Origin of the sequence: Flavobacterium polysaccharolyticum, assembly GCF_038739875.1 — a bacterium.
Classification (GTDB): domain Bacteria; phylum Bacteroidota; class Bacteroidia; order Flavobacteriales; family Flavobacteriaceae; genus Flavobacterium; species Flavobacterium polysaccharolyticum.
The window spans coordinates 117,865-130,548 of record NZ_JBCGDP010000005.1 but is presented as its reverse complement, the minus strand read 5'-3'; the positions used below and the strand labels follow the sequence as shown (position 1 = coordinate 130,548).

General features: G+C 33.0%; 12 protein-coding genes. 6 read left to right on the top strand and 6 right to left on the bottom strand.

The window, feature by feature from the left end; genetic code table 11:
* Window positions 1-189 precede the first annotated feature (189 nt).
* The 5 genes from WFZ86_RS07015 (at window position 190) to WFZ86_RS06995 (ending at window position 6,361) form a co-directional block, all read left to right on the top strand.
* Window positions 190-3,468: a TonB-dependent receptor gene (locus WFZ86_RS07015; RefSeq protein ID WP_342691278.1), complete on the top strand. Its 3,279-nt coding sequence runs from the start codon at window positions 190-192 to the stop codon at window positions 3,466-3,468.
* Window positions 3,469-3,571: 103 nt separating this feature from the next.
* Window positions 3,572-3,994 carry a hypothetical protein gene (locus WFZ86_RS07010; protein ID WP_342691277.1) on the top strand — a complete coding sequence of 141 codons (423 nt, stop codon included), beginning with the start codon at window positions 3,572-3,574 and terminating at the stop codon, window positions 3,992-3,994.
* Window positions 3,995-4,055: 61 nt separating this feature from the next.
* Entirely contained in the window at window positions 4,056-4,541 is a 486-nt protein-coding gene (locus WFZ86_RS07005; protein ID WP_342691276.1) for a septal ring lytic transglycosylase RlpA family protein, read from the top strand.
* A 135-nt stretch (window positions 4,542-4,676) separates the two neighbouring features.
* Window positions 4,677-5,759: a DNA polymerase IV gene (gene dinB / locus WFZ86_RS07000; RefSeq protein WP_342691275.1), complete on the top strand. Its 1,083-nt coding sequence runs from the start codon at window positions 4,677-4,679 to the stop codon at window positions 5,757-5,759.
* 92 nt (window positions 5,760-5,851) lie between these two features.
* Window positions 5,852-6,361, top strand: a complete 510-nt coding sequence (locus WFZ86_RS06995) for a PAS domain-containing protein (protein ID WP_342691274.1) — start codon at window positions 5,852-5,854, stop codon at window positions 6,359-6,361.
* Between the two features lie 175 nt (window positions 6,362-6,536).
* On the opposite strand, the gene WFZ86_RS06990 is transcribed toward WFZ86_RS06995, so the two are convergent.
* From WFZ86_RS06990 to WFZ86_RS06965, 6 genes are all read right to left on the bottom strand, one after another.
* Entirely contained in the window at window positions 6,537-7,307 is a 771-nt protein-coding gene (locus tag WFZ86_RS06990; RefSeq protein ID WP_342691273.1) for a Bax inhibitor-1/YccA family protein, read from the bottom strand.
* A gap of 136 nt (window positions 7,308-7,443) precedes the next feature.
* Window positions 7,444-8,874: a pyruvate kinase gene (gene pyk / locus WFZ86_RS06985; RefSeq protein WP_342691272.1), complete on the bottom strand. Its 1,431-nt coding sequence runs from the start codon at window positions 8,872-8,874 to the stop codon at window positions 7,444-7,446.
* 5 nt (window positions 8,875-8,879) lie between these two features.
* The gene (locus WFZ86_RS06980) at window positions 8,880-9,368 is read right to left on the bottom strand and encodes an IPExxxVDY family protein (protein ID WP_342691271.1); all 489 of its coding nucleotides are present in this window, start codon (window positions 9,366-9,368) and stop codon (window positions 8,880-8,882) included.
* Between the two features lie 114 nt (window positions 9,369-9,482).
* Entirely contained in the window at window positions 9,483-10,223 is a 741-nt protein-coding gene (gene rnc, locus WFZ86_RS06975) for a ribonuclease III (RefSeq protein WP_342691270.1), read from the bottom strand.
* Between the two features lie 6 nt (window positions 10,224-10,229).
* Window positions 10,230-11,483, bottom strand: a complete 1,254-nt coding sequence (gene fabF / locus WFZ86_RS06970; RefSeq protein ID WP_342691269.1) for a beta-ketoacyl-ACP synthase II — start codon at window positions 11,481-11,483, stop codon at window positions 10,230-10,232.
* A gap of 190 nt (window positions 11,484-11,673) precedes the next feature.
* Window positions 11,674-11,910: an acyl carrier protein gene (locus WFZ86_RS06965; RefSeq protein ID WP_007137004.1), complete on the bottom strand. Its 237-nt coding sequence runs from the start codon at window positions 11,908-11,910 to the stop codon at window positions 11,674-11,676.
* Window positions 11,911-12,086: 176 nt separating this feature from the next.
* Here WFZ86_RS06965 and purN point away from each other — a divergent pair, with 176 nt between their 5' ends.
* On the top strand, window positions 12,087-12,650 hold the full coding sequence (gene purN / locus WFZ86_RS06960) for a phosphoribosylglycinamide formyltransferase (protein ID WP_342691268.1): 564 nt from the start codon (window positions 12,087-12,089) through the stop codon (window positions 12,648-12,650).
* Window positions 12,651-12,684 lie beyond the last annotated feature (34 nt).

The following is a 12,684-nucleotide window of genomic DNA, read 5'->3' as shown; positions in this document are numbered from 1 at the left end:
GCTCCGAAAACAAAATAATTTTAAAAATAGTATGCATTCATAGTAAATTGTTATTATTTTAACATAAAAACTAAATATGTGCTAATTGTTTATAGGTGAAGTCTTAAGTTATTCTTGTTAACATTAACTTAACATAAGATTGTCTTAAAAGTTGGAATTTTGCCAAGAATATTAATCAAACAAAAAAGCATGAGAAATCTATTTAAGTTATTTTTATTACTTGCATTTTTTGTATTTTCAAATCCCGATGTTTATGGACAAGGAAATACGACCTCTTCGATTAATGGTGTAGTCTTTGATGATGATAAAGACCCTCAGCCATTACCTGGAGCAACAATTTTGGCGGTACATACCCCATCAGGAACTCGTTACACTACAACTACTGATTTTACTGGAAATTATAGAATCTCAAATATGAGAGTTGGAGGACCTTATGAAATTACGATTTCTTACGTTGGTTTTAAAGCATATAAAGATAATGATGTGAATCTTCAATTAGGGGAGTCAAAAAGTGTCAAAGTTTCTTTAGCAAGTGAATCTAATCAACTTAAGGAAGTTGTAGTTAAAGCTTCAAGAGATAATACTTTTAATTCTAAAAAGACGGGTTCTCAAACTGTTGTTGATTCTAGAAAAATTAGTGCTTTACCGTCGCTTTCTAGAAACATTTCTGATTTTGCGAGATTGACCCCTCAAGCTCAAGTTAGGGGAGATGATGTACTGTCAATAGGTGGTCAAAACAATCGTTTCAATGCTATTTATATTGACGGAGCCGTAAGTAATGATGTTTTCGGTTTGGCTGCAAATGGTACAAATGGAGGTCAAACAGGAGTTAGTCCTATTTCGATTGATGCAATTGAACAGTTTCAAGTAAGTGTTTCTCCATTCGATGTTAAACTTTCTGGATTTGCAGGTGGAGCTATAAGTGCTATCACAAGATCTGGAACTAATAATTTTGAAGGTTCTGCTTATTTCTTAAATAGAGATGAGAATTTAGCAGCAAAAACTCCACCTTCTTTAGCAGGAGCAGCAGGAAGACAAAAATTAGCTGATTTTTCTGCTCAAACTTATGGTATTAGAGCAGGTGGTGCAATCTTAAAAGATAAATTGTTCTATTTTGTAAACTATGAAAGACAAGATAATGAGACGCCTCAACCTTTTGATATTTCAACTTATACAGGATCAATAGGCGGTTCTCCATTTAATCCTCAAACAGCTTTGGCAAATATTGAACTTTTGAAGGCAAAATTAGCTAATGATTATGGATATGATCCAGGTTCATTCAATAATAATGTTAGGACTTTGGTTAGTGATAAATTAATTGCCAAAATTGATTGGAACATTAGTGATGATCATAAGTTATCTGTTAAGCATAGCTATGTTAAAGCTGAAAATTTTGCGCCAAGTAGATCCTCAGCTACTGCAATTAGTTTTATTAACGGTAGTCAACTTTTTAACTCAACTACTAATTCAACTTCTTTGGAGTTAAGTTCTAAATTTGGAAATAAATTTTCAAACAACTTAGTGGTAGCTTATACTGGGGTTCGTGACGATCGTGATCCTTCAGGAAACCCTTTTCCTTCTGTGCAGATTGTTGATGGTCCAGGAAGTATTTTCTTTGGAGCAGAGGCATCATCAACAGCCAATTTGTTGAATCAAGATGTATTAACAATTACTGATAATTTTGAAATACAATCAGGTATTAATACAGTAACAATTGGAACGCATAATGAATTTTCCAAATCAAAGAATGTATTTTTTAATAATAATTTTGGGTCTTATAGATTTGCAAATTTTAATGCCTTCATGACCAATGGAAGATCAGACAGATTTAATATGAATTATTCATTAATTGGGGGAGACGGAGATGCATCTCTTGGAGCTGCTGAGTTTGGAGCGAAACAGTTTGGATTATATATTCAAAATGATATGAAGCTTTCGGATAATTTTAGAGTAAATTTCGGCATTAGAGTTGATATGCCTGTGTGGGAAGACGGTTTGGTTAATAATGACTTTAACACCCGTACAGTTGGATTGTTGCAAGCAGCTGGTAAAGATTTGAAAGGAGCGAGAGTTGGTCAAGGTATTGACAATACTGCTCACTTTGCGCCACGTTTAGGATTTAATTATGATGTTAAGGGTAATAAATCAACTCAAATTAGAGGAGGATTAGGCGTGTTCACATCAAGATTACCTTTAGTTTGGCCTGGAGGAACTTACAATAATAATGGTATTACTCAGGGGGCTGTGCCACAATTGACTGCAGGTCAGCTGCCTGTATTTAATCCTAATCCAAGTGTGAATAGTCAACTTAGTGGTTTACCAGCTTCTGTTCCAAGACCAGGTTCTGGAGGTAGAGGGGGAAATATTGATTTATTTGCCAAGGATTTTAAATTGCCTCAAGTTTTTAAAGCAAGTTTTGCAGTGGATCAAAAACTTCCTTTTGGGTTTGTTTTAAGTGGTGAAATTACTTACAATGATAATATCACTGCAGTAAAATATGAAAATTTAAATATTAGAGCAGCTTCAAGCAATCTAACAGGGGTAGATACAAGGCCTCGTTATAATGGTACCAGTAGAGTAGATCCAATTTATTCTGGGATTTATTTAGCCTCTAATACAAAAGAAGGGACTGCTTATAATTATTCTTTTACATTAGCTAAGAACTTCAGATCAGATTTTATAGATGGTAGTATTTCTGGAACTTACTCATATGGTAAATCTACAGTTTTAATGGATGCAACATCTTCTCAAAACGTTTCTCAATGGGAGTTTACTGAAACAGTAAATGGAGCCAATTCTCCAACCATTTCTAGATCAGATTTTGATCAAGGTAGAAGAATTGTTGTTAATGGTAATGCTACTTTTAAATGGTCTAAATTTACAAAAACAACAATTGGTGCTTTCTATGAAGGGGCTCAAGGTACTCCATTTAGTTATGTTTACAATGATGGAGGACGTTTACTTCAAGATACTTTTAGAAACTCAGCATTAATTTATGTTCCAGCTAATAAAGCGGATATTAATTTAGTAACTGTTGCAAGTAATTCCTTAACACCAGACCAACAATGGGAGGCATTAAGTGCTTTCATTGAAGGAAATGAATATCTTAGAAGTAGAAAAGGAAATTATGTAGAAAGAAATGGTGATCGATTAAAAACAAGCCATATTGTTGATTTAAAATTAACTCAAGATTTCACCATTAATGTTGGTAAAAAGAAGCATTCAATTGCATTTACGGCAGATATTTTCAATTTTACAAATTTGTTAAACAAAAATTGGGGTAAAAGATATTTTGTGAGTAATGATCAAGTGCTATTATTGCAACAAGTTGGTTTTGTTACTGGAACAAATACACCAACTTTTAATTATAATCCTACAGTTGCTAACAACATTAATCAAGTTGATGACGTTGGTCTTAACTCTTCTAGATGGCAAATTCAAACAGGTGTTCGTTATACTTTTAACTAATGTTTGATTTTTAAATTCATAATTAACCCTCATTCAAATGATATGAGGGTTTTTTTTACCTCTTTTTTTTCATATATTTGAAATTCTAAAAAACAGATATTATATGTACGAATTTATACAAAAGTTTCACTCAGGATGGGCTTATTTAGTTTTATTGATTTTAGTGATAGCAGTCGCCAATGCTTTGATTGGGTTTTCTTCCAAAAAAGAATTTACAGCAAAAGATAGAAAAATAGCTTTGTTTGCATTAATCTTTACTCATGTACAATTAGTTATCGGTTTGATTACCTATTTTGTTTCTCCATTAGGTTTAGCCTCTTTCGGGCAAATGTCCGATAAAGCTTTACGATTAACTTCATTGGAACACCCTTTAATCAATATAATTGCAATTGTTTTAATTACAGTGGGTTGGTCTAAACATAAAAAACTAACGGATTCTACTGCGAAATTTAAAACATTTGCTATTTTCTATGGCTTAGGATTACTTCTTATTTTGAGCAGAATTCCTTGGTCTCTTTGGCTTTAATTTTTTAAAACTACTGATACTATCAGTTGTTTTAAAGTAGTATTAATTTAAAAAAAGTTAAATGAAAAAATTATTTGCCATACTTTTTTTATTGGTTATTATTGGAATAGCATATAGTCAAGCCCCTTCTGTGATAAAAGAAAAAGTGACTAATTCCAAAGACACAATAAAAAAAGAAAAGACCAATATTTTACCTGAAACCTTGATAAAAGATACTGTCTTTGATCCTAATGTAAAATATGTTTTGTACAAAAAAAATGGACATGCTTCCTATTATGCGGATAAGTTTCATGGTCGTAGAACAGCAAGTGGGCAACGATTTGATATGCATAAAATGACTGCAGCTCATAAAAAATTACCCTTTGGATCCAAGATTAGAGTGACTAACGAGGCTAATGGAAAGTCTGTGATTGTAGAAGTTAATGATAGAGGCCCATTTGTTAGATCAAGAGAAATTGATTTGTCTAAAAAAGCATTTATGGCTATAGCATCGTCCAAAGGTGCAGGTTCCATGAAAGTAACTATAGAAACTATCGTGAAAAAATAATTTTTTTTTAATTTATTTAATAATAGCTTAAGAGAGCTAAACGTTAAATTTATCAAAGCCTAGGATTTGAAATTCTAGGCTTTTTTATGTTTAGTAAAACTTGTCTAATTTTGTTGATAATGAATATATTTGGGGATGGATTCTAACAATTTTCAACGAAAAATTATTCACATAGATATGGATGCTTTTTATGCATCTGTGGAGCAAATGGATAATCCTGCATTGAAAGGTAAGCCTATTGCTGTAGGAGGTAACGAAAATAGAGGTGTAGTTTCTGCGGCTAGTTATGAAGCTAGGAAGTTTGGGGTCCGAAGTGCTTTAAGTGGTGTTTTAGCTAAAAAATATTGTCCTGAGTTGATTTTTGTTCGACCACGATTTGATCGTTATAAAGAGATTTCAAAACAAATCCAACGTATATTTTACGAATATACGGATCTTGTTGAACCGCTTTCTTTGGATGAAGCTTATCTAGACGTAACACATAATAAAAAAGGAAATCCTAGTGCTACTTTGTTAGCAAGAGAGATTAGAGCAAGGATTTTATCCGAAGTCGGCCTTACTGCTTCTGCAGGGATTTCTATAAACAAATTTATTGCAAAAGTCGCCAGTGATTATAATAAACCGAACGGGCAAAAAACAGTTAGTGGTGATGAAATTGTTTCTTTTTTAGAAGATTTACCTATTCAAAAATTTTATGGAGTAGGAAAGGTGACCACAGATAAAATGTTTCAATTGGGTATTTTTACTGGATTAGACTTAAAAAACAAATCAGTAGAGTTTTTAGAGCAACATTTTGGTAAATCGGGGCGATATTATTATCAAGTAGTTAGGGGAATTCACAATAGCCCCGTTCAGCCTAAGAGAACTACTAAATCTGTAGCTGCAGAGCATACATTTGAAGTGAATCTGTCTTCAGAAATTTTTATGCTCGAACAATTAGAATCCATAACAGTTCAGGTAGAGAAGCGTTTACAAAAACATGCTATTTCTGGCAAAACAATTACATTAAAAATAAAGTATAGCGATTTTTCGCAGCAAACTAGGAGTAAGACCATGCCTTATTTTGTATCCGACAGAAATTTAATTTTTGAGGTAGTCAAAGAATTACTGTATCAGGAACGACTAAAGGACTCTGTTCGTTTGTTAGGTATTGCTTTAAGTAATTTAAATACTGAGCAAAAGAGAACAGTAGCGGTACAGCTTCAATTTGATTTTTAGTATTTAATAATGTTCAACAACAGTTAAAAGATAAAAAATGTGTCGTCAGGTTTTAAAAATCAATTACATTTGACTAATTAAATTACTTGAAAATGTTGAATATTAATGAATATGAAAATGCTAAAGCCAAGTATTTTAATACTTTAGCTTTGAAAACAACTTCGGTTTTATCGATGAGTTTTCATGAAGAATTTTTAGGAAGTATCAAAAAATCATTTGATGATTTTAATCGGTTGTATGAAATTTTACCAAAAAATAATACTCAAACAAATAATCTTAGAGAGGCACTTTTGGAGGATGTTGTTATTGTGACCGATACTAATCTAAAAATTGTTTTTGCGTCTAATAATTTGTCAAAAATGAATGGTTATTCTGAGAGTGAAGTTATTGGGAATAGCCCGAAAATGTTTCATGGTGAAAAAACAAATAAAGTAATTTCAAGGCAAATTCGTGAAAAAATTGATCAAAAATTACCTTTTGAATCTGAAGTAATCAACTATAAAAAAAATGGAAAAACCTATGATTGCTTGATTAAAAGTTATCCTATCTTTAATAAGAAAGGTGATTTAACGCATTTTATAGCTTTTGAAAAAACTATTTAAAATAAAGAGGTTGCTCGAAAAATAAAACCCTGAAAATTGAATAATTTTCAGGGTTTTTTATTTACTATATTTTAGTAAAAACTATTTGATAACACAACTTTTTATTAAATTCTCGCTGAAATCTAAAAACATAGTAATTGATTATAGCTTTCGGACAGTCTCTTCTTTTTTATACTTAATCTTTACTTGAAATTTTTGAAAGTAGTCTTAGGAATTCAATATAAAGCCATACTAGTGTGATTAATAATCCCATCGCTCCGTACCACTCCATGTATTTAGGCATTCTTTGATCTACTCCCTGTTCTATTCTATCAAAATCTAAAAACAAATTTAAGGCAGCAATGATAATTACAAAAACACTTATTCCAATACTCATAAGTGAATTATCATGATGTATAGGAGTAAAACTTGTAAACATTGAAAAGAGCCAAGAAATTAAGTAATAGGTTGCAATGGCCAAGGTTGCTGCAATAACCACAGACTTGAATTGTTCCGTAACTTTCACAATTTTGTATTTGTACAAGGCTAGGCAAACTAAAAAAGTTACAAATGTTGCTCCTACGGCCTGAAGGACAATGCCAGGGTATTTGATTTCGAAAATGGCAGAAATGCCTCCAATAAAAAGTCCTTCAAAAACGGCATATCCTGGAGCTAAATAAGGGGATAATTGTGGTTTGAATGCAGCAATCACTACCAAAATTAATCCAACGATAGCTCCGCCAAAAGCTGGTACGATAGGATTCATATCATTAAATGCCATCCACCAAGTGATTGTAGCTGCAGCTGTAAGTAGCAAAAACAGTATGAGACTTTTGTTTATAGTTCCAGATAAAGTCATCTCGGAGGTATAGTCAATGATTGTTGCTTGGTGCACTTCGTCTGAGTTACCTTGATTTTTAAATGTTTTGTTGTTTAAAAACGGATTATTCGAATTATTAAAGGCCATAAGTGTTGTTTTATAGTTATGGAATAAAAATTAATTAAGGTTAAAGATATAAATACTCCTGATTATTCTGAAATAAATTGTAAATAAAAAACGCTCCGTTTTTTGGAGCGTTTTTCTAGTTTCAATACTTTAAGAATTATGCTATTTCAGAAACTCTCAAAGTGTTAACCATTCCTTTATCTTTGATTGGCATTGCAGCTAAATTGATTAGAAAATCTCCTTTTTTGACAAAACCTTTCTCTTTTACAATTTCGTTTACATCGGTTACGGTATCATCTGTACTGACATCTTTAGTATACATAAAGGATTTAACTCCCCATAATAGATTAAGTTGCGTAAGGATACGTTGGTTTGAAGTAAATACCAAGATATGAGCATTAGGTCTCCAAGCAGAAATTTGAAATGCAGTATAACCGCTATTCGTCAATGTACAAATCGCTTTTGCATTGATTGAGTTGGCCATCATTGCAGCATGGTGACATATTGTTTTGGTAATATAACGATTGGTTTTTACTTGTGGTGTGTTTTGAGGGACATTAATCAGAGGAGAATCTTCTACGGCTTCTAATATTTGTGTCATTTTTTGAATAACTTGAACGGGATAGTTACCAGTAGCTGTTTCTCCAGATAGCATTACGGCATCTGCACCATCCATAACAGAATTTGCTACGTCATTTACTTCGGCACGAGTTGGAGTTAAGCTAGTTATCATTGTTTCCATCATTTGGGTGGCAACAATTACAGGGATTCTTGCGGTTTTAGCTCTTCTGATTAATTCTTTTTGAACTAATGGTACTTCGTGAGCAGGAAGCTCAACTCCTAAATCTCCACGAGCTACCATTAAAGCGTCGCAAAAAGCTACAATTTTATCCATATTCTCTAGCGCTTCTGGCATTTCGATTTTGGCAATAATTGGAATTTTAAACTCAGAATGCTCAGCGATTAATTCTTGTAAATCTTGTAAATCTCTTGGAGTTTTAACGAATGAAAGTGCAATCCAATCTAATTTTTGTTCAATTGCAAATTTTGCATCTGCAATGTCTTTTTCAGTCAATGCTGGAAGAGAAATTTTTGTATTAGGTAGGTTAACTCCTTTTTTTGATTTTAATTCTCCACCTTGAATTACTTTGGCAAGCACTTCGCTTTTTTTGTCTGTTTCAACGATTTCGAAAATAAGTTTTCCATCGTCTAAAAGTATTCTTTCGCCAGGATTTACGTCATTTGGAAAGTTTTGATATTTCATGAAAACCTTTTTTGAAGTTCCAATAATATCTTCTGCTGTAGTAAATGTGATCAGATCTCCCTCATTAACAAATGCTCCATCTTCCATAATACCAACACGTAATTTAGGCCCTTGTAAGTCACCTAGAATAGCGGTTGTATATCCAAATTCTTCGTTTAATCCACGAATGATGCTAATTTTGTTTTTTACATCTTCATAATCAGCATGTGAAAAGTTTACTCTAAATACATTAACTCCTGCCTCAATCATGTCTTTGATGACTTCTTTTGTACTACATGCAGGCCCAAGTGTGGCTACAATTTTCGTTTTTTTGTTTGTAAGCATTGGTATTAAAAAATTAAATTGTTTTTTGATTTTATGGTTTCTGTTTTTACACTATAGACCATGCTTATGGTTTCTATAGTGTTTAAATCAGCAACTGTTTTTGTTATATTAAAATTGCTATGACAAGCTTCAATCTTTAAGAAATAGTCTGCTTTTTTTAATTCAGGTATTAAGTATACTTGGGCAGAAATTTCAATATTTTGATCGAAAAATAGATTGGATTTTTTCTTGTTATCGCTTTGAATTACTTCATTTTTGTTTTGAATCAGATACCAAGTAATGTCTTTTTTACAATCATAGAAAGAATATTTTGAAAAAAAAGAGTTTCCTTCTTTTATATCGATCAAAATATCTTTTGGACTTTTGCCAAGATTAATGTTTAAGACTAGATTAATGAAATACGCCAAACGGTAATCCTCTAAAGGACTGTGTATGGCAATGATTGAATAATCTATTTCTTCAAACTCATCTAAACTTACTTTATGAACTGCCATTTCAAAAATAAATTAGCAGTAAAGGTACTACTTCTATAGAAGATTTTCTAAGAAAGAATGATATGATTTTGTTAAATCGTTAACGAAAACGATATAGTTTTAAGAAAAATAAGGTTATTTCTTGTTTATTTTTTCTTGAAATGCAAAATAAGCTCTTTGGGCTGCTTTTTCTTCAGCCTTCTTTTTGGAAGTAGCTCTTGCTTTAGCAATTACTTTATCGTCAATACTCAATCGAACACCAAATAAGCGTTGTCCATCAATCGCATTATCTTCAAAGATGTCAAAGTGAAAGAGTCTTTTTTCTTTTTGGCACCATTCGATCACCAAGCTTTTGTAACTGATTACTTTGCCCTCTAATCGGCTGATATCAACATAGGGAATGATTACTCTGGAATTGATAAATTTTTCGCAAAAAACATATCCTTTGTCTAGGTAGATGGCACCAATTAATGATTCGAAGATATTGCCATGAATATTATCTCCGAAATGCTGCACAGGAACCTTACTTTCAATGAATTGAATTAAGTTTAAGTCTTTCCCTAGTTCATTTAAGTGTTCTCTACTTACTATTTTGGAGCGCATTTTGGTTAAATAACCTTCGTCTCCATAAGGTGCTTTGTTGAATAAATAGCCAGCAATGACAGAACTTAGCATAGCATCTCCCAAGAATTCTAATCGTTCATAGTTCATGGGATTGCCTTCTTTATCAAGTTTGTTGGAAGAACGATGAGTAAAAGCTTTTCGGTAGGGTTCTAATTCTGTTGGTGGAAAACCCAGTATTTTTTCGAGAGCATTAAAAAAAATCCCGTCTTCTAGAGAACGGGATTTTGAAAATATTTTTTTTAAAATACGCATACGCAATTAGTCAACTAATTTTTTAAACAATACACATGCATTGTGTCCGCCAAAACCAAAAGTGTTACTCATAGCAACATTTACCTCTCTTTTTTGTGGTGTATTTAGAGTAAGATTTAGTGATGGGTCGATTTTATCATCAACAACACTATGATTAATGGTTGGTGGAATTATTCCATGTTGCATGGCTAATATAGAAGCTATGGCTTCAATAGCGCCAGCAGCGCCCAATAAGTGACCAGTCATCGATTTGGTTGAGTTGATATTGATATTTTTTGCATGGTCACCAAATACTGCGCTAATGGCTTTTAACTCGGCCACATCTCCAAGAGGGGTAGAAGTTCCATGTGTATTGATGTGATCTACGTCTTCTGGATTCATACCTGCATCGCGAAGTGTGTTTTTCATTACGGCAATTACTCCAATTCCGTCTGGGTGAGGGGCTGTTAAGTGATAGGCGTCCGATGACATTCCTCCGCCACCAATTTCGCAATAGATTTTAGCGCCTCTTGCTTTTGCGTGTTCGTAATCTTCAAGTACAAGTGCGCCAGATCCTTCGCCTAAAACGAAACCATCTCTGGTTGCATCAAAAGGTCTAGATGCAGTCTCAGGACTTTCATTTCTGGTAGATAGAGCGTGCATCGAACTAAAGCCTCCCATTCCTGCAATTGTTACTGCAGCTTCAGAGCCTCCTGAGATAATCACGTCACACATGCCTAATCTGATATAGTTAAACGCGTCAATTAATGCATTAGCAGAAGAAGCACAAGCCGAAACAGTTGTATAATTGGGGCCCATGTAGCCATTTCGCATCGAAATGTGAGCTGGAGCAATGTCAGCAATCATTTTTGGGATAAAAAAGGGATTGAATTTTGGTGTTCCATCACCTTTTGCATAGTACATTACTTCATCTTGAAATGTTTCTAATCCTCCAATTCCAGCACCCCAAATAACACCAACTCTTTGCTTGTCAATATTTTCGTCTGTTAATCCAGCATCTTTAATAGCTTCATCACTTGCGGCAATAGCGTATTGTGCAAATTTATCTAGTCTGCGAGATTCTTTACGATCCATGTAGTCTTCAATATTGAAGTTTTTAACTTCGCATGCAAACTTTGTTTTGTGTTTTTCGGTATCGTAATATGTAATTGGAGCAGCGCCGCTCACTCCGTTCAAAAGACCATGCCAGTATTCTTGGATGTTATTTCCAATTGGAGTTAGTGCACCTAATCCTGTAACTACAACTCGTCTTAATTCCATAACGTATGTGTTTTGTTAGCTTTAAACAAATAAAACCCACGCATTCTTTTATTGTATGTAGAGTACAAAAGAGACATGGGTATTACAATATATTTATTTCTAAGAAGGAAAATGCCCTCTCCTAATGTGTTAAATTGATTTTAAAAATAATAACACCCGTTTACAAGGAATGCAAACGGGTGATGATTTATTATTTTTTTGCTTCCTCGATGTAAGAGATAGCTTGACCAACAGTAGCAATGTTCTCTGCTTGATCATCTGGAATTTGAATATCGAATTCTTTTTCGAATTCCATAATAAGCTCAACAGTGTCTAATGAGTCAGCTCCTAAATCATTTGTGAAGCTTGCTTCTGTTACAACTTCGTTTTCGTCAACACCTAATTTGTCTACGATAATCGCTTTTACTCTTGATGCAATGTCTGACATAATCTTTAATTTTAGAATTTAATTTGTTGGCAAAAATAAAAAACTTTATTTTAAAACTACTATTTAGTTAATAAATGTATCAGAGAAACACTAAAATTTATTTTAACAAAGGAGATGCAAAGCTATTTTTTTTCGTTTTTTATGCCGTTTTTTGCAAAATAAAATTGAGTCTGTACATGAAAAAAATAGTAATTTTTGCCTCAGGATCGGGAACAAATGCCGAAAATATTATAAAATATTTTTCAAATTCCTCAAAAGCTAAGGTGATGAGCGTGTTAACGAACAATCCGTCTGCAAAAGTGATTGAACGTGCCTCAAATTTTTCAATTCCCACACAAGTTTTTTCAAAACAAGAACTAAACGAAGGTTTTTTATTACAAAAATTAAATCTTCTTCAGCCTGATTTGATTGTGTTAGCAGGTTTTTTATTAAAAATACCTCAAAATCTTATCGATGCTTATCCTAATAAGATTATAAATATACATCCTGCTTTGTTGCCAAAGTTTGGAGGCAAGGGTATGTATGGTATGCATATTCACCAAGCGGTTGTAGCTCATAAAGAAAAGGAAACGGGAATTACGATTCATTATGTTAATGAAAATTATGACGAAGGAGCTATTATTTTCCAATCCTCAGTCGTTCTTACTTCCGCGGATACTTCCGAGAATGTTGCTGTTAAGATTCATGAATTAGAGCAAAAACATTTCCCAATAGTTATAGATAAGATATTAAATGGCTAAGTTTTTTAGTAGTCACCGTTTTTAATTAAATAAA

Bases quoted from the DNA above. Each gene is read 5' to 3' on its own strand.
- WFZ86_RS07010 (WP_342691277.1), top strand. From the start codon at position 3,572: ATGTACGAATTTATACAAAAGTTTCACTCAGGATGGGCTTATTTAGTT.
- WFZ86_RS06995 (WP_342691274.1), top strand. From the start codon at position 5,852: ATGTTGAATATTAATGAATATGAAAATGCTAAAGCCAAGTATTTTAAT.
- purN (WP_342691268.1), top strand. From the start codon at position 12,087: ATGAAAAAAATAGTAATTTTTGCCTCAGGATCGGGAACAAATGCCGAA.
- WFZ86_RS07005 (WP_342691276.1), top strand. From the start codon at position 4,056: ATGAAAAAATTATTTGCCATACTTTTTTTATTGGTTATTATTGGAATA.
- WFZ86_RS06990 (WP_342691273.1), bottom strand. From the start codon at position 7,307: ATGGCCTTTAATAATTCGAATAATCCGTTTTTAAACAACAAAACATTT.
- WFZ86_RS06980 (WP_342691271.1), bottom strand. From the start codon at position 9,368: ATGGCAGTTCATAAAGTAAGTTTAGATGAGTTTGAAGAAATAGATTAT.
- rnc (WP_342691270.1), bottom strand. From the start codon at position 10,223: ATGCGTATTTTAAAAAAAATATTTTCAAAATCCCGTTCTCTAGAAGAC.
- dinB (WP_342691275.1), top strand. From the start codon at position 4,677: ATGGATTCTAACAATTTTCAACGAAAAATTATTCACATAGATATGGAT.
- fabF (WP_342691269.1), bottom strand. From the start codon at position 11,483: ATGGAATTAAGACGAGTTGTAGTTACAGGATTAGGTGCACTAACTCCA.
- pyk (WP_342691272.1), bottom strand. From the start codon at position 8,874: ATGCTTACAAACAAAAAAACGAAAATTGTAGCCACACTTGGGCCTGCA.
- WFZ86_RS06965 (WP_007137004.1), bottom strand. From the start codon at position 11,910: ATGTCAGACATTGCATCAAGAGTAAAAGCGATTATCGTAGACAAATTA.
- WFZ86_RS07015 (WP_342691278.1), top strand. From the start codon at position 190: ATGAGAAATCTATTTAAGTTATTTTTATTACTTGCATTTTTTGTATTT.